Raw genomic sequence first — 20,857 nt, 5'->3', positions numbered from 1 at the left:
CAATCGTGGAACGTCTCTTCGTTTATGGAACCCTGGGCCCTGGGCGGCCGAATGAGCATGTGATGCTGAACATCGGCGGCACGTGGCAAGCCGCTTCGCTGAATGGGCGCCTGTCGCAGGCCGGATGGGGCGCGGCGATGGGCTTTCCCGGGCTGGTGATTGCCGAGGATGGCGATGTGATCGAAGGTTTCGTCTTCGCCTCCGAGAATTTCCACCTGCATTGGGCAGCGCTGGATGAGTTTGAAGGGGCTGAGTATCAGCGGGTGTTGACCAAAGTGACGCTGGATGACGGCGCCGTCGTTGAGGCTTTTGTCTACGCTCTGCGGTAGCCAACAAAACCGAGGACATCTGTGGCTGATCGCGAGCAACTCCACCGAAACGGCTACGTGTTGCTGCGCCAGGCAATTGCGCCGGCATGGCTGGACAATCTGCGTGCAGTCTTCGATGCAGGCGTGAAACCTTCCGGTGAATGGCCCGTGCCCCGAGGCATCGACTGGCGCCATTCGCAGCTGGACACTGACCCGACCGTTCAGGCCGTGTGCCGATTGCCACAATTGCTGACCGTGGTGGGCGAGTTGATCGGCGAGCGCTTCTTCCTCTCTCAGGTCGAGGGCCGCGAACCGCTCACCAATGGCGGCCACCAACAGTTACACCGCGACTTGTCGGCGCAACGCCCCGGCGACACCGTCAACGCGCTGGTGTACCTCGACGATTACGGCGCGGAAAACGGTGCGACCCGCATCGTTCCCGGCAGCCATCGCCCTGCTCTGGGCGAGCCTCCGTTCGATTTCACTGACGAGTCCCGATCCGTGCAACTGGCGGGCAGCGCGGGCGATATCCTGATCTTCGATGCCGACCTGATCCACGCCGGCAGCCTGAACGCCAGCGGCGCACGCCGGCGCACCCTGTTGATCACCTGTTTTTCCGAATCGCTCTACACCACACACCTGGAAACGGTGGGCCTCAGAAGCATACAAATGGACACGACTGAGCGGTTCGATCCGGAGGACGTTGCGTTCGGGATCATGAAATCATTCATTTGACTTGATTGCCTTAGGCAACTATATAGTTGCCCAAGGCAACCATATGAGCATCCCGCCATGTCCACGATCACCGACCGCGCCGACATCGTCCGGCAATTCAACCGTTTCTACACCCATCAGATCGGCGTGTTGCAGGAGCATCTGCTGCAAAGCGACTACTCGCTGACCGAGTTGCGCATCCTCTACGAACTCGCTTCCGGCGGCGACCTGACCAGCGCCGACCTGCGCCAGATGCTCGGCCTCGACGCGGGCTACATGAGCCGCCTCATCAGCGGTTTCGACAAAAAGGGCCTGATCCAGAAAGTCCCCTCCGCCACCGACGCTCGCGCCAGTCAATTGCACATCACCGACCTCGGCCGCGAGATCCTCGCGCCGCTGGAGCAAGCCTCGCGGCAAGAGGTCATCACCCTGCTCGAACGCCTGGCCGAACCGCAGCAACTGCAACTGATCGCCTCGATGAAGCAGATTCAAACCCTGCTCGAAGGTGGCCAACCGACGACCTATCTGCTGCGCGATCCGCAACCCGGTGACATGGGCCTGGTGGTGCATCAGCAAACCGCAATCTACAGCCGTGAATACGGCTGGAATTCAGAGTTCGAAGCACTGGTGGCCGAGATCGTCGCCAAGTACCTGCGCGAATTCGACCCCACCGGCGAGCGCTGCTGGATTGCGGAGAAGGATGGCAAGGTGGTGGGCTCGGTGTTCGTCGTCCGCCATGACGAGAGCACCGCGAAACTACGCATGCTCTACGTGGATGCCAGTGCGCGGGGTTTGGGGATCGGCAATCGGCTGGTCGAGGAATGCCTGCGGTTTGCCCGGGATGTCGGCTACAAAAAGATGATTCTGTGGACCACCAGCAATCTGGTGGATGCCCGCCGGTTGTATCAGCGGGCGGGGTTTGAGTTGGTCGAGGAAGAGCCGATTCACAGCTTCGGCAAAGAGCTGGTGAGTCAGACCTGGGCGATCGAGTTGTGAGGTTTATGCTCGCGGTGAGTCGTCGTAGTCAGGCAGGACGATGGCGTCGGCTTTCGGCGAAAGGATTTTGCCGAACAGTTTCTTGAGCCCCGGCGCAGTGGCCATCCGCAGCACGGCATGGCCGAGTGCAATGCCCAGACGCGAATGCGGCGAGGCCAGCCTTGGGGCGAACTTGGGCACGCTTTGCGCCTGAGCCACGAATGGACGCATCAGCGCTTCATAGGCGGCGAAGGCCTGATGGTGATCGGCGTGGCGCCCGAGTTCTCCGGCCAGCACGTAGGCGCCGCACAGTCCAAGGCTGGTGCCCATGCCGCTGATGGGCGACGCACAATACGCCGCGTCCCCGAGCAGCGCGATGCGCCCCTTGGACCAATGGGGCATTTTGACCTGACCCACCGCTTCCAGATAAAGGTCAGTCGTGTCATCCAGCGCGGCGAGCACGCGAGGCGTCTCCCAACCCGCGTCGGCAAACAGTTTTTTTAACAAGGATTTCTGTTCGTCCTGCGACAGCTTCTCGTATCCGCTCGGCGCCTGCTGAAAAGACAAAAACGCGCGCGTGGTGCCGAGGTTGTCAGGACGTAAACAGACGCAGCGACCGCCCGGCAAGTTGTGCCAGCGCATCACCTGGCCGTCGCTCGGCTGTCGAGGCACGGTGAAATAGGCCGTGTAGAGATCGAGGGGGCGCCGCTTCACTTCATCGCCGAACACCTGATTGCGGGTTGTCGAACCGATCCCTTCGGCCACGATCACCAGATCGAACACCTGCTCTCCGCCCTGCTCGAAACGCACGTGAACCTGCTCGCCATCGTCCTCGATGGTTTCGATGCTGTCGCCGAACCGGTACGTAACTCGGTCTTCGCTGTGCTGGATCAACAGCTTGGCGAGCTCACCACGCAGGATTTCCAGCTCCGCGATCGGCCCGTCACCGTCAAACGCATCGACCCCGATGAACGCCTTGGTCTGGTTGTCGCGGTCAACGAAAGCGATGCCCTGCTCGTGCGTCGTGTTCGCACGAATCAGCTCCTCCAGCCCCATGCGCCGCACCACTTCACGCCCGGCGCCGCGCACATCGATAGTTTGCCCGCCATCGCGAAACGCCGGCGCCCGCTCGACCACTGTGACGTCCATACCCTGACGCGAAAGCCAATACGCCAACGCGGGGCCGGCGATGCTTGCACCGGTGACGAGTATTTTCTGTGGTTTCATTCTGCGTCCTGCGTTTCAGAAGTGACGGTCGTGCTGCCCGGCAACGTGTTGCGGTAGACCTCGATCACCCGGCCCAGAAAGGTCTCGATGACTGCACGATCCCGGTCGTCGAGCGCCCCCAGCACCGCGCTCAACCCATTGAGCATGGGCGCGATATGCCGATAGGCCTGCGCCACTGACGCCGGCACCGGGCACACCAGTACCCGGCGCTTGTCGTTGAGCTGTCGCTCGCGCACCACATGCCCGGCGCGCTCCAGCCGGTCGATGACCTGGGTGATGCCCGCCGTGGTCACGGACAGACGCGAAGCAAGCTCGGTCGGCGGCAACGGCCCGTCGGTGATCAGATGCTCCAGCGCCGCCACGTCGGTCTGATTGATGCCCAGCACCACGCCCAACTGGCCGGCAGCAGCACGGGTCAGGATGGCGATCTGTTGCAACTGCTGGCCCACGGCATCGCTGGCGATCTGCAGGCTGCGCGGGTCTTCGGCGGGATTGGGCGGAGATGTGGGTGATGACATGCGCTGGATATGTCCGGGAATTGAGGGTGGGTCGATGTGAGACGAGCGACACTAGCATATAGCTAACTTGCTTAGCTAGTTTTGCAAAAGTCGCCCTCCGCCGCTCAATTCTTCGAGAAAAAATGGCGCGCTGCTGGCTGTTGCCTACGCTCACCCATGCTGCGGACTTTTTCAGCTATGGGTGATGAGCATGGATTTGAAAGAGCGATGGAGATCCACCTGCTGGGCATCGGCTGCTTCGATATGCCTCGTCCCCATGGCCCAGGCCGAAGACTCTGCCGAGCTGGCCAAAAAAGCCCTCAACCCCGTGGCCGCCATGTACAGCCTGCCGGTGCAGTACAACTGGGACCAGAAAATGGGGCCGACCGGTGAAGGCATGCACAGCGTGACCAATATTCAGCCGGTGCTGCCCTTCACGCTCAATGATGACTAGAACCTGATTTCCCGCACCATTCTGCCGGTCATCGATCAACACGGTCTGGCACCCAACGGTGCGGCGGACAAGTCCGGGGTCGGCGATATCACCCAGAGCTTTTTCTTTTCGCCGAAAAAGCCCACGGACGGTGGCTGGATACTCGGCGCTGGCCCGGCCATATTGATTCCCACCGGCAGCGATGAATTGCTCGGCAGCGAACAATGGGGGCTCGGCCCTACCGCCGTCGCGCTGAAACAGGAACATGGCTGGACCTACGGCATACTCGCCAACCACATCTGGGGGCTGGGCGGCAGCCCGCCGGATGACAAGGAAAAGGTCAACCAGACGTTCCTGCAACCCTTCCTGTCCTACACCACCCACAGCCTCACGACGTACGGGGTGAATACCGAATCCACCTACAACTGGCAGTCCCGCGAATGGTCCGAACCCGTGAACCTGACGGTCAACCAACTGTTGAAAATCGGCGGGCATCCGCTGACGCTGCAAGCCGGGCCACGTTACTGGCTCGACAGCCCGAAAGATGGCCCGCAGGGATGGGGGTTTCGTTTTGCGGTGACGTTGTTGTTTCCGCGTTGATCAGGCTGCGGCTACAGAATGGGGACTGATTTATTTCTCGGAAAATAGATCAGTCCCCTTTTCTATTCATTTGATATCAGCCAAGGTATCGAACGGCAGAAACTGAACAATGAAAACCGGAATGGAAACCGAGCATGCACCAACGAATAGCAAATGGATTGACTGTTATCTGCATCGCAATACTGTGCTCTGGCTGCACTTCATATACATCCCAGCCCACAATCGACGAACACGCTGGAGCCGGAAAAGCAGAAATCATCTCCAGCTACAGTTACGAAATGGACACTCCATTGAAAGTCAGTCGCTTTGGCAAGGACACATACGCAGCGACACAAAAAGCCATTCCAGATGCAAAAGACGTTAGCGCCAGACCTACCAATTCGCCTCCCCCTACGTTAGAGATAAAAGTTTCAGAGTTCCCATTTGGCGGGGCTTGCGGACAAGAATATTTTACCGGCTTGAGTTTTGGTTTGATTCCGAGCTGGTGTACAAGGGAAAATCTGTTCAAGTTCGATTTCACGCTAAACAGTGACCACGGCTTTTGCAGGAAAAAAACCTACTCAATAGGCTCCAAGTCATTTGCACATCTGATATTGGTGCCCTTTGCCCTGTTCGAGGCAGAGAATCGACCGTTAACTATTTACCAGACCGCTCTAAAAGATTTCCTTCAGGAAAGCCAATGTACAACGATATGAAAAACAAAAAAGAAACCAAAAAGGGGACTGATTTATTTACTGAGAAATAAATCAGTCCCCTTTTCTGTAGTCCCCTTTTCTGCCCCATACCTGAGTGCTAAGTCACTCATACGCATGTATCTCCCACCAATACCCGTGCATGACAGACACCCACAGTCAGGTCTTTAAACTTGCGCCATGGCCTTGCGTTATCGGCCCCATCGGCGTCCAAGCCAAACAAATACCTTTCTGGAGCAACACCCATGAGTGCAGCACAAAAGGTTGTCATCGTTACCGGTGCGTCACAGGGCATCGGTGCTGAAGTCGTCAAGGCCTTTCGAGGGCTCGGCTACAGGATCGTCGCAACGTCCCGCAAGATCACGCCATCGGACGACCAATACCAGTTGTAGGTGGACTCAACCACGACGCCAACTAATTCAGCACGGTGAGGCTCGAGCAGCGAAAGGATTGGCGTTAGCTGGTTGGGACAGCGTCGACTGACCAGTACTCGATCCGTTTCGTCGGTAACCACCACAACACTGTTGTTCGAATGCAGGTCTATGCCACAGAATTTCATCACGGCCTCCTACGCAAAAGACTAAGTTCGCACCTTGAATTTTGCGCCACCTCCGTGAGGTGGGGAGGCCGGCCAGATGATTCTCAGATTTATTTCTCAGATCGGAAAATAAATCAGTCCCCTTTTCCCTTTTTTCTGGGTGTCAATTTCCGCCGTGAGGCAGGAACACACCACGGAATCGCATCTTCCCGGAGGACAGGCGGTCATAAGCCTCCGTTGCCTGGTCAAGCGAGAAGGTTTCGACAATAGGCTTGACCTTACCCTTCGCGGCCAAGTCGAGAATTTCGGCGAGGTAGTGCTGTCCTCCATGTGTGGAGCCAACCACTCGTTGGCGCATCATATGGAATGGCTTGCCGTCGGACGGAATCGAGAACGGCTTGCTGAAGTCGAGCCCGCAAAGGACGATTCGACCGTCAGGATTGACTCCCGCGAGCGCCTTTTCGGCGGTTTCGAAGTCGTTGGTGGTGATCAGCAGCACGTCGGCACCACCGACTGCCAATAGCTCCTCGGCATTGGTGACGACGTGGTCGGCACCCAGGTCGGTCGCAAGCTTATGCTTGTCTGGGGAATGCGTGATCGCGATGGTCTCGAATCCGCACGCCTTTGAGAACTGCAGGGCGACGTGGCCCAACCCGCCAATACCCAGCACCGCGACCCTGTCACCCGGTTTCGGCTCCGCGTCTCGCAGGCCGCTCCAGGTGGTATAACCCGCGCACATCATGGGCGCGGCGTCCGTGTAAGAAAGCCCATCGGGCAACAATACGGTGCCTTCCGCAGAAATTGCGATGTACTCCGCGTGCCCGCCCTGCGATGCGAAGCCGGTCGTTCTGGGCGAAACGCAGTTCATGGCTGTCTGGCCGGTCAATGGGCGGTTCTGGCGGCAGTACGGGCATCGCCCGCAGGAGGACTGTACCCAGGTGGTGCCGACTCGGTCTCCAACCTTGCGCGTGTGGACGCCCGCACCGACTTCGACGATTTCGCCGACCACTTCGTGACCCGGTGTCTGGGGGTAAATGTCACCGCCAGCCCCTTGAGTTGCCCACACATCGGTGTAGCACATGCCGGAGGCGTGAACTTTCACCAGGACCAGCCCTGGCTCTGCCTTGGGCATGGGAACCTCGTGAACCTCCCAAGGCTTGTTCGCGCCGGTCATCACAACAGCCTTCATCTTCATCGCATTTTCCTTTCGATCAGGTGGTTATTACTCGGGCTGCGGACGAGATGCTCTGAGAGCGACACTGGCCATTTAAGACCCGCTTTGCTGCAGCTTCATTCGAGTCTATGGCTCATTGACTGTCGCAACAATCTGGTCAATATTTGATTCCATGATGAAATCAATTCACCAATCCAAGGGCAATGACCTGTCAGCCTTTGTCGCATTCCTGGCGGTCGCAGCCCACCGAAGTTTCCGCAGCGCCGCAATCGAACTCGACATGACGCCCTCGGCGATCAGTCATTCGATCAAGGCTCTCGAGCAACGGTTGAACGTTCGCCTTTTCAACCGGACGACCCGAAGCGTCTCCTTGACCGAGGCGGGAGAGCGCCTGGCCATAAAACTAAGGCCGGCAATGGCCTCGGTTGAAGAAGCCGTTCGAGAACTGGAGGGCGATGACCACACTCCCAGCGGCACGGTGCGAATCAATGCCAGTGAGGGCGCCATCCGGTTGGTACTGTGGCCAATACTTGCGCGGTTTTTGCGCGAGTATCCTCGCGTCCATCTCGACATATTCAATGATGGCAAGTTGAGCGATATCGTGGCCGATGGTTTCGATGCGGGTATCCGATTAGCGGAAGCTGTACCCAAAGATATGGTGGCCATCCCAGTCATGGGAGAGGTCCGCTTTGCGGCAGTGGCGTCGCCCGATTATTTCGAGCAACACGGATATCCAGTGGTGCCGCAAGATCTGTATGACCATCATTGCATCCGCTTCCGGTTTGAAAGTGGTGCAATCTACCGATGGGAGTTCGAGCGCCATGGCGCTGTCGAAAGGATCAACGCTCCCGGCCCTCTCACGTTGACTGATCAACCGCTTATGGTGGAGGCGGCAATCGATGGAATAGGCATCGCCTTCGTGCCCGACCATCTTGCAGCAAATGCGCTCAAGGACGGCCGACTCAAACGAGTTCTGGAAGAGTGGTGTCCCGCGTATCCGGGGCTGTGCCTCTATTACTCGGCGAATCGCCATGTACCACCCGGCCTGAGAGCGTTGATCAATATGATGATTGAAACGCGGTCCGGCAATTAGACGACCATGCGCCGAAGAGACGGCGCGTCGGTTGTAACACCTCTTGGCATACCTCGATGACCGCGATCGGGATTGCGCAGTTGGTGATGTTGAGCGAGTTGGCGGTGAATCAGGCGTTGGATCATGTTGAGGTGAAGAGCTAAACGCTTGCCCTCTTTGGTGACCGGCTAGTTCGGAACGACAGAGGGAATGAGCGTTGGCCGAAGCTGCCATGGTGAATGGCAGCTTTCGGCCAAAAGCAGTCGGTGGACAGACTACGGGCAAATAGATTGTGTCCTGCTACCCTCTTTATCGTAGTCGGGCTTGCCGTCATCCCTATCGCGTTATCCCTCGATAGATCTCGCGCTTACCACGACATGGCATGTCAACTAATGAGAGAGTGTCAGGATAGCGCCATGAACGTTCGATGCCCTAGCTGCGGTTATATCGCAGACAAGCTTCCCCCAAGCCTTAGGTGTCCTGAATGCGACGTTTTTTCACACGACTGGCTGATTTATGATTGGGAAAGCTTTGCTTCAATGAAACGTCGACATATTAGATACAACTTATTCATTATTGGCATGACTCTAATCAATTTACTTGTGGCGATCACCTTGAAATCAACGGACGTGTTTCAATGGTTGTTCACCTTGTTGTTTATCCCAGCCATTATCAGTTTGTTTTATTGTCGAAAACAGCTTGATAGTAAGTCGGAGTATGAGGGGCATAGAGGCAGAGCTTTACCTTTCTGGCTTTTCGGTTTCGGGGGTATCTAAAGCGGCTAACAAATCGCATATGGACGATCCCTACACGTCAAAAAAAGCCCAGAAAAGGGGACTGATTTATTTCTCAGAAAATAAATCAGTCCCCTTTTCTGGGCTTTGTTGGAGCATCGGCTCAGTCGAAGTGGATCGCCCCACTCGCCTCAGGCGTCCGCCACTTCGATTCGGGTGATTCCGACCAGACTCGCCTGCTTGATAATCTCCTCGGGGGTGGAGTCTGCATCAGGCATGATCAGGCTGTTCTCGCCATCCCCGAAATGTAACTGCAACAAGTGCATGGCCGCGTCCTGGATGGGCAACTCAGGCTGCTTCAGTTCGAGCTCATGGGTACGGGGCTGGTCGTTGAACAGGTAAGTGATCGTGTAGTTGCGCATGGATGACACCCTCGGAATAGTAATAGGCACCTACCCTGACTGAGTGGTCAGCTTATAGTTCAAGCAGATGACTGTTCATGAATTTAGAGAACCCTCTCCACAAGGGACGGTCTGCTCTTTTATGACCTCTCGGAAGCAAATCCAATGTCCGCGCAGCGCAACCTGGTAATACTCGCTCGGGGTGGATACGCCTCCCGCGGAATGCTCTATTTGATCATCGGCATATTTGCCTTGATGGCAGCCCATGACTCGACAAAACCAAAGGACAGTCACAAGAGCCTGGAGGCCTTGCTGAGCCAACCGTTCGGCTATTTTCTGGTGGGACTTGTGGTCGCGGGTCTGCTTGCATTTTCGGCTTGGCGTGTCCTGCAAGCCGTACGCGATGTCGATCATCACGGCGTGCAACTCAAGGGGCTGGTGATTCGTGCAGGCCTGTTTGCAGGAGGTTTGGTCAACGGTGCTCTGGCGTTTTTCGCATTGGGCCTGCTCGTGAGCGGCACCCGAAGCTCGAGCCATTCAGGAGAGCAGACCAAAGACTGGCTGGCGCATCTTCTGTCGTGGGAACACTCGAATTTATTGTTGTATCTGATCGCGCTCATACCACTGGGCGTTGGAGTGGCTCACATCATCAAGGGATGGAAGGCTTCGTTCGAAAAGTATTTTGAGGCCGACGACGAGGTCATGCGTTACGTCCGTCCAGTGTCACGATTCGGCCTGATCGCCCGCGGAGTCGTGTTTATGGAAATCGCTTTGCTGCTGGCAGTCAGCGGTTCCGCTTATCAAGCCATGGACCCACCCGGCATGAAGGAAGCGCTGGACGCACTCCAGAATCTACCCGCTGGATGGCTTGTCTTGATGGTGATGGCTCTGGGGCTGATTGCCTTCTCGGTTTACAGTTTCTCTGAAGCGTGTTGGCGCAAGATAAACATGGATGTGCCAGGCGTAGCCAAATGAAAAGCCCGGCATTAAGCCGGGCTTTTGATTGCGCCGCAGGTCCGTCTATCTATTCGTTCAGGCCGCCATATTCGAACCGCTGAGGCTTTTCTTCAGTGAAGCCTTCATCACTTCCATTTCCTTGCCCAACTCCTCGAGCTTGGCATTGCCCAGCAGCTTTTTGGCTTGGGGAAACATCTCTGTTTCCTCTTCCTCGATATGGTGTTCCAGAAGCTCCTTGACTACCTTCACGCGACCGGCGAACTCGGGTGTAGAAGGATCGGTAGACTTCAGGTCTGGCAATACCAATGAATCTACCGTGCGGTGTTCTTCTTTCGCCTCGTAGTACATCTCATCCTGCTCCTTACCGCCTGCTTCCTTGAAAGCCGGATACAGAATCTGCTCCTCGAGCTGGGTATGAATGGTAATTTCCAGCTCAAGCTTTTCCAGCAACTCCGCACGTTTTTTTAATGCGCGATCGGTGGATTCACTGAGTTGATTCAGGATGCCTTTAACTTTTTCGTGGTCAGTTTTCAGAAGGTCGATGGCGTTCATTTGAGGCCTCTATCACGGATTATTGTTCGCCGATCCAAGTCGGCAATTCTCGCGTCATTCCAAACAGACATCGCATATTTTGTGCCAGCACTTCAAATTCTAAATGTCATTAAACATCAACGGTTTGTGCAGGATGATGGCCAAATAAAAGCATGCACTCTGCATGAGTAGAGGCTGAGATTCTTGCAAATAGCGGAAGCGCGCCAGTAATCGGCAATTGCTGCGAGAGGTAATAGCGATTGGATACAGACGGAGGACGCTAGGGCCAGTAGCCCTAGCTGATATCACTTTTTCTTGTTCGCCGGTTTTTCTGCTTTTTCTGATTTTTTAGCCTTGGTTGACTTGCTATCAGATTTTTTCGCAGATTTTTTTGGTTCGGCATCTTTTTTCTTGTCTTTCTTTTCGGGCGATTTGGCAAGAGCCGAGGCCGCCGCTGACTTTTTCGCCGGGGACGATTTTTTGTCTTTCAATTCCTTGGCATTTTTCGAGGACTCACCTTTATTTTTCTTTTCTTCTTTAGCCACGTCGACCACCTCACGAAGTGCCGGTATTGGCACATTGCCTATGAAATTTTCCACAAGCTGATCATTAGGCGAGAGCGCCCTGAAGCGGTTCAAATTATTTGATACCGTTAAATGGCTTCATATATAACCGAACCAACAATTCGTCTTTCAAAACATCATCGGAGATATCCATGAAAACCGCCCTGATCTCCGACACCCACAACCTCCTCCGCCCCGAAGCCCTCACCGCGCTCCAGGGCTGTGACCAGATCATCCACGCCGGCGACATCGGCAACCCGGACATCCTCGCCCAACTGGCCAAAATCGCCCCCGTCCACGCCGTGCGCGGCAACAACGATCTCAACAGCCCATGGGCCGAAAACCTCCCCGACCTCCTGACCTTCACCCTCAACGGCTGGGCAGCACTCCTCGTTCACGACATCGCCGACGTTCCCGCCGATCTCGATCCAGGCATAAGGCTCATCATCACCGGCCACTCCCACAAACCCCGCATCGAATGGCGCGGTGAGTGTCTCTACGTGAATCCCGGCAGTGCCGGCCCTCGGCGTTTCAAGTTGCCGGTCACGCTGGCGATCCTCGAGATACAACCCGACCGCATCGAACCGCGCCTGATTTCCCTGCTGGATCCCCCCGTCTGAAACCGCTACCGTTCCCGGATCCAGAACAGGGAACCCACGCACCATGTCCATCGCCGACAACCTCCTCGCCTTCACCCTCGCCGCCACGCTGTTGACCCTGACGCCCGGTCTCGACACCGCGCTGGTGCTGCGCACCGCCACCGTTGAAGGCAAGCAGCAGGCATTCCGTGCAGCGCTGGGGATCAATGCCGGTTGTCTGTTGTGGGGCGCGGCGGTGGCGTTTGGGTTGGGGGCGTTGATTGCGGTGTCGGAGCTGGCCTACAACCTGTTGAAGTATTGCGGCGCGGCGTATCTGGCGTGGCTGGGGTTGAACATGTTGCTACGCCCTCGCCGTTCGCTGTCACCGGCCGAGGCCGACGGCAAGCCGGGGGCGAACTGGTTTTTCAAGGGCATGTTGGGGAATGTGCTGAATCCGAAGATCGGGATTTTCTACGTGTCGTTTCTGCCGCAGTTCATTCCGCAAGGTCAGCCGCTGGTGCCGTGGACATTCGGGCTGGTGAGCATTCATGTGGTGCTCGGGCTGATCTGGTCACTGGTGTTGATTGGCGCGACGCATCCGCTGTCCGGGTTTCTGCGCCGGGAGAAGGTGATTCGCTGGATGGATCGCACCACCGGGATGATTTTCGTGTTGTTTGCTGCGCGGTTGGCGTTCAGCAAGCGTTGAGGCGCCTGCGTTAAACACACCTTCGGTCGAGAGCTGCCACTTCATCAAACTCAAGACTTGCCCAATACATATGGACATCCGTATATTCGGACAACCATATGTACTGAAGACATCCACATGCTCAACCCCGCCTCCGTTTTCAAATGCCTCGCCGACGAAACCCGCGTCCGGGCCACGCTGCTGATCACCCGTGAAGGTGAGTTGTGTGTCTGCGAGCTGGTCTGCGCGCTGGACGACAGTCAGCCGAAAATCTCCCGCCATCTCGCGCAGCTGCGCACCTGTGGGCTGCTGCTGGATCGTCGTCAGGGTCAGTGGGTTTATTACCGGCTCAACCCTGATTTGCCGGCATGGATTCGCACGCTGCTCGATACCACGCTCGCCGCCAACACCGCCTGGCTGGAAGAAAACAGCGCGCGGCTGGCGGTGATGGGCGATCGCCCGCTCAACACATCTGCCTGCTGCTGAGGAACGATCATGCGCGTTCTATTCATGTGCACCGCCAACAGCTGCCGCAGCATTCTCTCGGAGGCGATGTTCAATCACCTGGCGCCACCCGCTTTCGAAGCAGTCAGTGCCGGCAGCTTCCCCAAGGGCCAGGTGTTGCCGCGCAGCCTGACCACGTTGCAAGCGGCCGGCATTTCCATCGCCGGGTTGAGCAGCAAGGGCAACGAGGCCTTCGAAGACAACCCGCCGGACATCGTCATCACCGTTTGCGACAAGGCTGCCGGAGAAGCCTGCCCGGTGTACTTCGGCCCGGCCGTGAAAGCTCATTGGGGGCTGGAAGATCCATCGGATGTGGTCGGCGATGAACGCACCATCGATGCTGCTTTCCGCGCCACCCTCGCCCAAATCGAAACCCGCTGCCGGGCATTTCTCGCCCTGCCCTTCGCCGAACTTGACCGTGATGCCCTCAAGCGCGAGCTCGACCGCATCAGCACGCTGTAACCGGAGCCGATATGACCGACCTGCCCAACCTCGATCCTTCACTGGTTCAAACAACCACGCGTGACGAAGGCGCGCACAAACCGCGCATCCTGCTGCTGTACGGCTCGACCCGCCCACGCTCCTTCAGCCGTTTGCTGGTCGAAGAAGCCGCCCGCCTGCTGGAACACTTCGGTGCCGAGACGCGGATCTTCAATCCTTCAGGACTGCCACTGCCGGATGACGCCCCTGGCGATCACCCGAAAGTCCAGGAACTGCTCGAACTGATGCAATGGTCGGAAGGCCAGGTCTGGTGCTCGCCCGAACGCCACGGCGCGATGTCGGCAGTGTTCAAGGCGCAGATCGACTGGGTGCCACTGGCCCTCGGCGCGGTGCGTCCGACTCAGGGCAAGACCCTGGCGGTGATGCAGGTCTGCGGCGGCTCGCAGTCGTTCAACGTGGTCAATCAACTGCGCGTGCTGGGCCGCTGGATGCGCATGTTCACCATCCCCAATCAGTCGTCGGTGCCCAAGGCTTATCTGGAATTCGACGAAGGCAACCGCATGAAACCCTCGGCGCTGTATGACCGGGTGGTGGACGTGATGGAAGAGTTGGTGAAATTCACGCTGTTGCTGCGTGATCGCCCGGACCTGGTGGATCGTTATTCCGAGCGCAAGGAATCGGCGGAAGAGTTGATGCAACGGGTCAATCAGCGGTCGATCTGAAAGATTGAATAAAAACCGGCGCGATGATTCGCGCCGGTTTTTTTTACATCACACGCTTACTTGTTGATCGACACGATGGTCGCTTTGCTGCCCTCCATCTGGAACGAAAACTTCACCCGATCGCCCACCGCCAACCCGGCCAGTTGTTCCTGAGTTGCCGCGAAGCCCATGGTCATCGGCGGCCACTGCAACGCCGCAACGGCGCCATGGGCGATGGTCACGGTGCGCTTCTCGACATCGATGGACTTGATCGTGCCCTCAGCATTCGCGGTCGGAGCCTGTTGAGTGGCGGGTTGCATCTGCATGCCCTGCATGTCGTCCATCTTCATGCCGGGCATGTCCTCGGCGTGGGCAGTCAGTGCAAACGCAACCAGCGTGCCCGCAACAGTGATCGGGATCAGTTTCATGAGGTTTTTCCTTCAGATTGGAGGGTTTCAACGGACAACTGCCGACGGCGCATCAGGCGATACGCCGCCGGTATGACAAACAGCGACAACAACGGCGCCGTGACCATACCGCCCACCATGGGCGCGGCAATGCGGCTCATGACTTCGCTGCCGGTGCCGCTGCCTAGCAGAATCGGCAACAGGCCAGCGATGATTACCGCTACGGTCATCGCCTTGGGGCGCACACGTTGCACGGCGCCTTCGCGAATCGCCGCGATCAACCCGCGCTCGGTGTGATCGCCGAGGTCTTCGCGTTCGGCCCAGGCGTTCTTCAGGTAGAGCAGCATGATCACGCCGAACTCGGCCGAAACCCCGGCCAGTGCAATAAAGCCAACCCCGGTCGCGACCGACAGGTTGTAGCCCAGCAGATACAGGAACCATGCACCGCCGCTCAACGCGAACGGCAACGTGGCCATGATCAGCAGCGCTTCATCGAAGCGAGCGAACGTCAGGTAGAGCAGCACGAAGATGATCAGCAGCGTGGCCGGCACCACCAGTTTCAGCCGCGCATTGGCCCGCTCCAGAAACTCGAACTGCCCCGAATAGCTCAGGCTCATTCCGGGCTGCAATTTCACCTGTTCGCTGACGGCGTGACGCAGATCAGCCACCACCGAAGCGATGTCCCGCCCCCGCACGTCGATGTACACCCAGCCGGACGGCCGGGCATTCTCGCTCTTGAGCATCGGCGGGCCGTCCGTGACCTTGATCTTCGCCAGCATGCCGAGGGTGATCTGGCTGCCCGAAGGTGTGTAGATCGGCAATTGCTCCAGCGCGCCGGGCGAATCACGCCACTCTCGCGGGTAGCGGATGTTGATCGGAAACCGCGCCAGCCCCTCGATGGTTTCCCCGACGTTTTCCCCGCCAATGGCACCGGCGACGATGGATTGCACATCGCTGATGTTCAGCCCGTAGCGGCCAGCGGCGTTGCGGTCGATATCCACGTCGATGTAGCGGCCACCGGTCAGGCGCTCGGCCAGTGCCGAACTGACGCCGGGCACACCTTTGGCCACCCGCTCGACAGCCTGGGTCGCGGCGTCGATCTGGGCCAGATCGTTGCCGGCGACCTTCACGCCGATGGGGCTTTTGATCCCGGTGGCGAGCATGTCGATGCGATTGCGGATCGGCGGAATCCAGATGTTGGTCAGGCCCGGCACGCGCACCACTCGATCCAGTTCTTCCACGAGTTTTTCCGGAGTCATACCCGGACGCCATTGATCGTGGGGCTTGAACTGGATCGTGGTTTCGAACATTTCCAGAGGTGCCGGGTCGGTCGCAGTTTCCGCGCGGCCGGCCTTGCCGAACACATGCTCGACTTCGGGCACGGTCTTTATCAGCCGATCGGTCTGCTGCAACAGCTGCGCGGCTTTTTGCGCCGACAAACCCGGCAAGGCCGAAGGCATGTACAACAGATCACCCTCGTCCAGCGGCGGGAGGAACTCGCCACCGAGCCGCGAAATCGGCCAGGCCGCGCTGACGAATACCAACAGCGCCACCAGCAAAGTGAATTTCGGCCGGCGCAGTACCACGTCCAGCGCCGGCTGATAGATCCGGATCAGCCAGCGGTTGAGCGGGTTGTGGCGTTCATCCGGAATCCGCCCGCGAATCCAGTAGCCCATCAGCACCGGCACCAGCGTCACCGACAATCCCGCTGCTGCCGCCATGGCGTAAGTCTTGGTGAACGCCAACGGACCGAACAGCCGCCCCTCCTGGGCCTGCAAGGTAAACACCGGAATGAACGACAGCGTGATGATCAGCAAACAGAAAAACAGCGCCGGCCCCACCTCCGCCGCCGCGTCGGTCATCACCTGCCAATGGCGCTCGCCCTTGAGCGCCTGCCCCGGATTGGCCGCGTGCCACGCCTCGATTTTCTTGTGGGCGTTCTCGATCATCACCACCGCCGCATCGACCATCGCACCAATGGCGATGGCGATCCCGCCCAACGACATGATGTTGGCGTTCAAGCCCTGATAACGCATCACGATGAAGGCGATCAACACACCCACCGGCAACGAAATGATCGCTACCAGCGACGAGCGCAAATGCCAGAGGAAGATCCCGCACACCAGCGCGACGACGATGAACTCTTCGAGCAGTTTGTGGCTGAGATTTTCCACGGCGCGATCAATCAGCTTGCTGCGATCGTAGGTGGTGACGATCTCCACGCCGGGCGGCAGGCTGCTTTTCATGTCATCGAGTTTGGCCTTGACCGCCGCAATGGTCTCGCGGGCGTTCTTGCCGCTGCGCAGGATCACCACGCCGCCAACGGTTTCGCCTTGGCCATCCAGTTCGGTGATGCCCCGGCGCATGTCCGGCCCGGTCTGAACCGTTGCGACATCGCCCAGAGTCACCGGCACCCCGCCAGCACCGAGTTTTAACGGGATCGCCCGAAAATCATCAAGCGTCTTGAGGTAGCCGGAAGCGCGCACGATGAATTCGGTTTCGGCCATTTCCAGCACGGCGCCACCGGTTTCCTGATTGGCCTTGCCGATGGCTTCGCGCACCTGCGCCAGGGTGATGCCGAGGCTGGCCAGCCGCACCGGATCGGGCTGCACCTGATACTGCTTGACCATGCCGCCGACGGTGGCGACCTCGGCGACGTTGGGCAGGGTCTTGAGCTCAAACTTGAGGAACCAGTCCTGCAACGCCCGAAGCTGCGCCAGATCATGTCCACCGCTGCGATCCACCAGCGCGTACTGATAGATCCAGCCCACCCCGGTGGCATCAGGACCCAGTGCCGGTTTGGCGCTGGCCGGCAGGCGACTCTGGATCTGGCTCAGGTACTCCAGCACCCGCGAGCGCGCCCAGTATTGATCGGTGCCGTCCTCGAACAGCACGTACACGAAGCTGTCACCGAAGAACGAATAGCCGCGTACGGTTTTCGCCCCCGGCACCGAGAGCATGGTGGTGGTCAGCGGATAGGTCACCTGGTTCTCGACAATCTGCGGCGCCTGTCCGGGGTACGGCGTGCGAATGATCACCTGCACATCGGACAAATCCGGCAGCGCATCGATAGGCGTGCTCTGCACCGACCATACGCCCCACCCCGTGACAAACAGCGTCGCCAGCAGCACCAGAAAACGGTTGGCGACGGACCAGCGAATCAGCGCAGCGATCATGGCTGACTCCCCGAAACGTTCCCGCTCGTTTCAAGCGGCTCGGCGACGATGCCCTTGAGACTGGCCTCGGAATCGAGCAGGAACTGGCCGGACGTCACGACGCTCTGCCCTTCTGTCAGGCCGTCGAGGATCACAGTTCTGCCGGCGCTTTCCTGGCCGAGCCGCACCTCCACCGGGCGATAGTGCCCCGCGTCTTCCGCGAGCATGACCAAGGCGCGCTTGCCGGTGCGGATCACGGCTTCACTCGGCACCCACAATTGACTCTGCCCGGTCGAACGGTTCAGCCGCACTTGCGCCGTCATCCCCGGCCGTAAGCTGCCATCGGCATTGGCCAGTTCGACCCGCACGCGCAGGGTGCGGCTGTCCGGGTTGTTGTCCGGCAGAATCGCGCTGACCGTTCCGTGGAACACCCGGCCGGGAAAGGCCGGCAGGTGCGCTTCAACGGCCTGCCCCACGGCAACTGAACCGGTCTCCGATTCCGGCACCGCCACGGCAAGCCAGACACTGTTCAAACCGTTGACTCGCGCCAAGGTTTCACCTGTCGCAACGGTCATGCCCGCCCGCACATCGAGTTCTTGCAGCACGCCGCCCAAAGGGCTGGTGACCGTCAGTTCGGACTGCACCTTGCCGCTGCGCTCCACCTGAGCGATCAGGCTTGATGGTATCCCGGTCAGCCGCAACCGCTGGCGCGCCGCCGCGATCAGGTCGGCATCGCCGCTGCGCCTGAGCGCCAGAAACTCGCTCTGGGCCGCCGTCCATTCCGGCACGAGGAGGTCGGCCAACGCCGCGCCAGCCGTGAGCACATCCCCCGGCGCACGGGCGTAGACCCGCTCGACAAACCCGTTGGTACGCGCCTGGATCACCGCGACATCGCGCTCGTTGAACGCCAGCACGCCGCTCACATCGAGGCTCGAGGTGAAGGCGCCGCGACTGACCGGCGCCACACGCAGACCGAGGTTCTGACTCAACCCCGGATCGATGCTGACGGTCGCACTGTCCTCCGCGCCGCTGGCGTATCGCGGCACCAGTTGCATGTCCATGAAGGGAGACTTGCCCGGTTTGTCGAACTTCTGCTGCGGGAACATCGGGTCATACCAGTACAAGGCCTTAGGCTCAGTGCTCGGCGCCGGAGCTGCAGCCGTTCCACCATTCATTCGTTGATAGGCCAATCCGTAACCGCCACCCACGCCCACCGCCAGCGCGAGGCCGGCCAGCCACACACCGTTCCATTGTTTAAGGTTCACAGGCTGGTCTCCCCATAAGCGAAATGCAGGCGCGCAGCAGTCAGTGCGCGCTGTTCTTCCATGTCGATCTGTTTGAGGCGGGCCTCGATGAGTTCGCGGCGGGCGCTGACTACCGCGTTCAAATCGCCCTGGCCGGCGCGATAACTGGCCAGGCTCAGATCGACTTTCTCTCTGGCCAGCGGCACCAGGCTTTCCTCGGTGCGGCGCACGGCCCGATCGAGGCGCTGGTAATCGGCCAACTGGTTCTCAAGCTGTTCGGTGTGCTCGCGGGACAGGGCCTCGCGCTCGGCTTGCAGCTGGCTGACCTCGGCCTGTCTGGCGGCGATTTTCGGGTTCTGCCGCGTCTCGGGAAACAGCGGCAGATCCCAGGAAAACTGCACACTGACCATGTCGCCAAACTCACGGCCCCGGTGCTGGTAATCCACTTCCCAGCTCCAATCGGACTTTTTCTCGGACATTGCCTCTTGCACCTTGGCCTCGGCTTCGCGGGTCATGGGGGCGAAAGCGGCCAGTTCGGGGTGGTGTTGCAGTTGATGATTGAAGGTCGAGGCATCGACCGGCCACACGGGCAACCCGCCTTCGGGCTTGTCGTTGGCGGCGGTGCCGATCCAGCGTTTGAGCGCGGCTCGGGCCTGGGCACGCTCGAGGGTCAGGTTGTCCTGTTGCTCGGCGAGTCGGGCCGCTTCCTGCTTCGGCGTCACCGCGTCGGCAGGTTGCGCGCGGCCACCGGCAATCTGCGCCCGGACGGTCTCGCTCAGCAGGCGGTTTTCCTTGAAGAGGTCCTGGAATAAAGCCTCTTTGCGCTCGACCGAATAGCCGCTGATCCACGCCAACGCCGTCGCCTGGCGGACCTTTAAACGCTCGACACGTCGCTCGGCCGCCGCGCGTTCGATGGCTGCGTCGGCAACCTCAACGCGCGCCTTGCGCTTGTCTGCGTTGGGCATTTCCTGCCGGTAACCGACCATTTGCATGGTCATGAAGTCCTGATCGACGCTCCAGCGATCCGGGCCGCCCACGGGGTAGTTCTGCACCCCGAGCAACAGCTTGGGATCGGGCAACTCGCCGGCCGGAATGGCCGCGCTGCTGGCGGCCTGGATTTTCTGATCTTGTGCGGTCAGCGACGGCGCATTGTTTTCGGCCAGACGCAGCGCTTGATCGAGTGTCAGCGCGGCGGCGAAACCCGGCCACGCTAGCACGCTTGCCGCAAGGCCGACCACCAGAGGCCAACCCGTGCAATTGCACTTGAATGTCATGTTTACGATTCCTGTGATCGTCCACTGCGCGCGGCGAAAAACACGCGCACAGCCAAATCACTCCGCCTGGACGGAATGAGCTTCAAGAGGAGACAAGAATCAGGTGCGGGGCGGTCGCCAGACCCCGGACGGGGCCGCTACGGGCAGGGAATCACTGAAGAACGAATGCGTGACGGGACTGAACACGGTAACGGGCGGCTTGAGGATCGCGACTTGCAGCAGGCCGCCGGTCTTGCACTCCTGGCCGGGTTTGCAGGGGGAACCATGGTCGGCAGGACTCTTCATGTCCTTGCAGCAATCCATGTTCATGCCGTCCATCATCGCCATGCCCATGGCTTGCATCGGGCACGGTTCTGTCGGTGCCTGCACGCCCGCCATCCCGCTGAGGGGAAGCGCCAGGCTGATCAGGAAAACGAGACAAAACCGCAGATAGCGTTTCATGGCCGGGAGTC

General features: G+C 59.1%; 22 protein-coding genes and 3 pseudogenes. 14 read left to right on the top strand and 11 right to left on the bottom strand.

The window, feature by feature from the left end; all coding sequences use genetic code 11:
- Window positions 1–5 precede the first annotated feature (5 nt).
- From AC0R79_RS13895 to AC0R79_RS13885, 3 genes are read left to right on the top strand one after another with little or no spacing between them, the layout of a single operon-like run.
- Entirely contained in the window at window positions 6–329 is a 324-nt protein-coding gene (locus AC0R79_RS13895; RefSeq protein WP_474734900.1) for a gamma-glutamylcyclotransferase family protein, read from the top strand.
- A 21-nt stretch (window positions 330–350) separates the two neighbouring features.
- Window positions 351–1,043 carry a phytanoyl-CoA dioxygenase family protein gene (locus AC0R79_RS13890; protein ID WP_474734898.1) on the top strand — a complete coding sequence of 231 codons (693 nt, stop codon included), beginning with the start codon at window positions 351–353 and terminating at the stop codon, window positions 1,041–1,043.
- A gap of 57 nt (window positions 1,044–1,100) precedes the next feature.
- Complete coding sequence (locus AC0R79_RS13885) at window positions 1,101–2,018, top strand: bifunctional helix-turn-helix transcriptional regulator/GNAT family N-acetyltransferase (RefSeq protein WP_375746939.1); 918 nt, start codon at window positions 1,101–1,103, stop codon at window positions 2,016–2,018.
- Window positions 2,019–2,021: 3 nt separating this feature from the next.
- Here AC0R79_RS13885 and AC0R79_RS13880 read toward each other — a convergent pair whose 3' ends face one another.
- Both AC0R79_RS13880 and AC0R79_RS13875 read right to left on the bottom strand, forming a co-directional pair.
- Window positions 2,022–3,224 carry an FAD-dependent monooxygenase gene (locus AC0R79_RS13880; protein WP_258713432.1) on the bottom strand — a complete coding sequence of 401 codons (1,203 nt, stop codon included), beginning with the start codon at window positions 3,222–3,224 and terminating at the stop codon, window positions 2,022–2,024.
- Window positions 3,221–3,742, bottom strand: coding sequence for a MarR family winged helix-turn-helix transcriptional regulator (locus AC0R79_RS13875; protein WP_127797904.1), 522 nt, complete (start codon window positions 3,740–3,742; stop codon window positions 3,221–3,223). Before AC0R79_RS13875 ends, AC0R79_RS13880 begins: the two co-directional genes overlap by 4 nt.
- Window positions 3,743–3,932: 190 nt before the next feature.
- On the opposite strand from AC0R79_RS13875, the pseudogene AC0R79_RS13870 reads away from it, so the two are divergent.
- The 3 genes and pseudogenes from AC0R79_RS13870 to AC0R79_RS13860 all read left to right on the top strand — a co-directional run.
- Window positions 3,933–4,754: pseudogene (locus AC0R79_RS13870) on the top strand (transporter).
- Window positions 4,755–4,888: 134 nt separating this feature from the next.
- Window positions 4,889–5,449 (top strand): hypothetical protein, encoded by a 561-nt coding sequence (locus AC0R79_RS13865; protein ID WP_127797903.1) that lies wholly within the window; start codon window positions 4,889–4,891, stop codon window positions 5,447–5,449.
- Between the two features lie 242 nt (window positions 5,450–5,691).
- Window positions 5,692–5,823: pseudogene (locus AC0R79_RS13860) on the top strand (SDR family NAD(P)-dependent oxidoreductase); the annotation flags it as partial.
- Between the two features lie 324 nt (window positions 5,824–6,147).
- On the opposite strand, the gene AC0R79_RS13855 reads toward AC0R79_RS13860, so the two are convergent.
- Complete coding sequence (locus AC0R79_RS13855) at window positions 6,148–7,179, bottom strand: alcohol dehydrogenase catalytic domain-containing protein (RefSeq protein WP_375746935.1); 1,032 nt, start codon at window positions 7,177–7,179, stop codon at window positions 6,148–6,150.
- A gap of 154 nt (window positions 7,180–7,333) precedes the next feature.
- Between AC0R79_RS13855 and AC0R79_RS13850 the strand changes: the two genes are divergently transcribed.
- Window positions 7,334–8,251, top strand: coding sequence for a LysR family transcriptional regulator (locus AC0R79_RS13850; RefSeq protein WP_205891559.1), 918 nt, complete (start codon window positions 7,334–7,336; stop codon window positions 8,249–8,251).
- 59 nt (window positions 8,252–8,310) lie between these two features.
- Window positions 8,311–8,394 (top strand): annotated as a pseudogene (locus AC0R79_RS13845) (DUF6124 family protein); the annotation flags it as partial.
- A 761-nt stretch (window positions 8,395–9,155) separates the two neighbouring features.
- Here AC0R79_RS13845 and AC0R79_RS13840 read toward each other — a convergent pair.
- Window positions 9,156–9,386, bottom strand: coding sequence for a hypothetical protein (locus AC0R79_RS13840; protein WP_127797902.1), 231 nt, complete (start codon window positions 9,384–9,386; stop codon window positions 9,156–9,158).
- Between the two features lie 144 nt (window positions 9,387–9,530).
- On the opposite strand from AC0R79_RS13840, the gene AC0R79_RS13835 reads away from it, so the two are divergent.
- Window positions 9,531–10,340: a DUF1206 domain-containing protein gene (locus AC0R79_RS13835; RefSeq protein WP_085604519.1), complete on the top strand. Its 810-nt coding sequence runs from the start codon at window positions 9,531–9,533 to the stop codon at window positions 10,338–10,340.
- A 57-nt stretch (window positions 10,341–10,397) separates the two neighbouring features.
- On the opposite strand, the gene AC0R79_RS13830 is transcribed toward AC0R79_RS13835, so the two are convergent.
- Window positions 10,398–10,874: a hemerythrin domain-containing protein gene (locus AC0R79_RS13830; RefSeq protein WP_375746931.1), complete on the bottom strand. Its 477-nt coding sequence runs from the start codon at window positions 10,872–10,874 to the stop codon at window positions 10,398–10,400.
- A gap of 284 nt (window positions 10,875–11,158) precedes the next feature.
- Window positions 11,159–11,407, bottom strand: a complete 249-nt coding sequence (locus AC0R79_RS13825) for a hypothetical protein (RefSeq protein ID WP_170929361.1) — start codon at window positions 11,405–11,407, stop codon at window positions 11,159–11,161.
- A gap of 161 nt (window positions 11,408–11,568) precedes the next feature.
- On the opposite strand from AC0R79_RS13825, the gene AC0R79_RS13820 reads away from it, so the two are divergent.
- The 5 genes from AC0R79_RS13820 to arsH all read left to right on the top strand — a co-directional run bounded on the left by AC0R79_RS13820 (window position 11,569) and on the right by arsH (window position 14,346).
- Window positions 11,569–12,036: a metallophosphoesterase family protein gene (locus AC0R79_RS13820; protein WP_474734893.1), complete on the top strand. Its 468-nt coding sequence runs from the start codon at window positions 11,569–11,571 to the stop codon at window positions 12,034–12,036.
- A 43-nt stretch (window positions 12,037–12,079) separates the two neighbouring features.
- Window positions 12,080–12,700 (top strand): LysE family translocator, encoded by a 621-nt coding sequence (locus tag AC0R79_RS13815; RefSeq protein WP_474734892.1) that lies wholly within the window; start codon window positions 12,080–12,082, stop codon window positions 12,698–12,700.
- Window positions 12,701–12,817: 117 nt separating this feature from the next.
- Entirely contained in the window at window positions 12,818–13,165 is a 348-nt protein-coding gene (locus AC0R79_RS13810; protein WP_474734890.1) for a metalloregulator ArsR/SmtB family transcription factor, read from the top strand.
- 9 nt (window positions 13,166–13,174) lie between these two features.
- The gene (locus AC0R79_RS13805; protein WP_474734889.1) at window positions 13,175–13,645 is read left to right on the top strand and encodes an arsenate reductase ArsC; all 471 of its coding nucleotides are present in this window, start codon (window positions 13,175–13,177) and stop codon (window positions 13,643–13,645) included.
- 11 nt (window positions 13,646–13,656) lie between these two features.
- Window positions 13,657–14,346 (top strand): arsenical resistance protein ArsH, encoded by a 690-nt coding sequence (gene arsH, locus AC0R79_RS13800; protein WP_064595868.1) that lies wholly within the window; start codon window positions 13,657–13,659, stop codon window positions 14,344–14,346.
- A 56-nt stretch (window positions 14,347–14,402) separates the two neighbouring features.
- Here arsH and AC0R79_RS13795 read toward each other — a convergent pair whose 3' ends face one another.
- The 5 genes from AC0R79_RS13795 to AC0R79_RS13775 form a co-directional block, all read right to left on the bottom strand.
- Window positions 14,403–14,753, bottom strand: a complete 351-nt coding sequence (locus AC0R79_RS13795) for a copper-binding protein (RefSeq protein WP_221535198.1) — start codon at window positions 14,751–14,753, stop codon at window positions 14,403–14,405.
- The gene (locus tag AC0R79_RS13790; RefSeq protein WP_375746926.1) at window positions 14,750–17,908 is read right to left on the bottom strand and encodes an efflux RND transporter permease subunit; all 3,159 of its coding nucleotides are present in this window, start codon (window positions 17,906–17,908) and stop codon (window positions 14,750–14,752) included. The genes AC0R79_RS13795 and AC0R79_RS13790 overlap by 4 nt, the downstream gene beginning before the upstream one ends.
- Window positions 17,905–19,152: an efflux RND transporter periplasmic adaptor subunit gene (locus AC0R79_RS13785; RefSeq protein ID WP_474734887.1), complete on the bottom strand. Its 1,248-nt coding sequence runs from the start codon at window positions 19,150–19,152 to the stop codon at window positions 17,905–17,907. Before AC0R79_RS13785 ends, AC0R79_RS13790 begins: the two co-directional genes overlap by 4 nt.
- Window positions 19,149–20,405 carry a TolC family protein gene (locus AC0R79_RS13780; RefSeq protein WP_474734885.1) on the bottom strand — a complete coding sequence of 419 codons (1,257 nt, stop codon included), beginning with the start codon at window positions 20,403–20,405 and terminating at the stop codon, window positions 19,149–19,151. Before AC0R79_RS13780 ends, AC0R79_RS13785 begins: the two co-directional genes overlap by 4 nt.
- Before the next feature lie 99 nt (window positions 20,406–20,504).
- Complete coding sequence (locus AC0R79_RS13775; RefSeq protein ID WP_262160908.1) at window positions 20,505–20,846, bottom strand: hypothetical protein; 342 nt, start codon at window positions 20,844–20,846, stop codon at window positions 20,505–20,507.
- Window positions 20,847–20,857: the final 11 nt, after the last annotated feature.

Source organism: Pseudomonas sp. HD57-3 (genome assembly GCF_056113135.1).
The sequence above is the reverse complement of the archived record's forward strand: the minus strand, read 5'-3'. Positions and strand labels throughout refer to the sequence as shown.

Coding starts and splice junctions, on each gene's coding strand:
- AC0R79_RS13885 (WP_375746939.1), top strand. CDS start 1,101: ATGTCCACGATCACCGACCGCGCCGACATCGTCCGGCAATTCAACCGT.
- AC0R79_RS13880 (WP_258713432.1), bottom strand. CDS start 3,224: ATGAAACCACAGAAAATACTCGTCACCGGTGCAAGCATCGCCGGCCCC.
- AC0R79_RS13875 (WP_127797904.1), bottom strand. CDS start 3,742: ATGTCATCACCCACATCTCCGCCCAATCCCGCCGAAGACCCGCGCAGC.
- AC0R79_RS13865 (WP_127797903.1), top strand. CDS start 4,889: ATGCACCAACGAATAGCAAATGGATTGACTGTTATCTGCATCGCAATA.
- AC0R79_RS13855 (WP_375746935.1), bottom strand. CDS start 7,179: ATGAAGATGAAGGCTGTTGTGATGACCGGCGCGAACAAGCCTTGGGAG.
- AC0R79_RS13850 (WP_205891559.1), top strand. CDS start 7,334: ATGAAATCAATTCACCAATCCAAGGGCAATGACCTGTCAGCCTTTGTC.
- AC0R79_RS13840 (WP_127797902.1), bottom strand. CDS start 9,386: ATGCGCAACTACACGATCACTTACCTGTTCAACGACCAGCCCCGTACC.
- AC0R79_RS13835 (WP_085604519.1), top strand. CDS start 9,531: ATGTCCGCGCAGCGCAACCTGGTAATACTCGCTCGGGGTGGATACGCC.
- AC0R79_RS13830 (WP_375746931.1), bottom strand. CDS start 10,874: ATGAACGCCATCGACCTTCTGAAAACTGACCACGAAAAAGTTAAAGGC.
- AC0R79_RS13820 (WP_474734893.1), top strand. CDS start 11,569: ATGAAAACCGCCCTGATCTCCGACACCCACAACCTCCTCCGCCCCGAA.
- AC0R79_RS13815 (WP_474734892.1), top strand. CDS start 12,080: ATGTCCATCGCCGACAACCTCCTCGCCTTCACCCTCGCCGCCACGCTG.
- AC0R79_RS13810 (WP_474734890.1), top strand. CDS start 12,818: ATGCTCAACCCCGCCTCCGTTTTCAAATGCCTCGCCGACGAAACCCGC.
- AC0R79_RS13805 (WP_474734889.1), top strand. CDS start 13,175: ATGCGCGTTCTATTCATGTGCACCGCCAACAGCTGCCGCAGCATTCTC.
- arsH (WP_064595868.1), top strand. CDS start 13,657: ATGACCGACCTGCCCAACCTCGATCCTTCACTGGTTCAAACAACCACG.
- AC0R79_RS13795 (WP_221535198.1), bottom strand. CDS start 14,753: ATGAAACTGATCCCGATCACTGTTGCGGGCACGCTGGTTGCGTTTGCA.
- AC0R79_RS13790 (WP_375746926.1), bottom strand. CDS start 17,908: ATGATCGCTGCGCTGATTCGCTGGTCCGTCGCCAACCGTTTTCTGGTG.
- AC0R79_RS13780 (WP_474734885.1), bottom strand. CDS start 20,405: ATGACATTCAAGTGCAATTGCACGGGTTGGCCTCTGGTGGTCGGCCTT.
- AC0R79_RS13775 (WP_262160908.1), bottom strand. CDS start 20,846: ATGAAACGCTATCTGCGGTTTTGTCTCGTTTTCCTGATCAGCCTGGCG.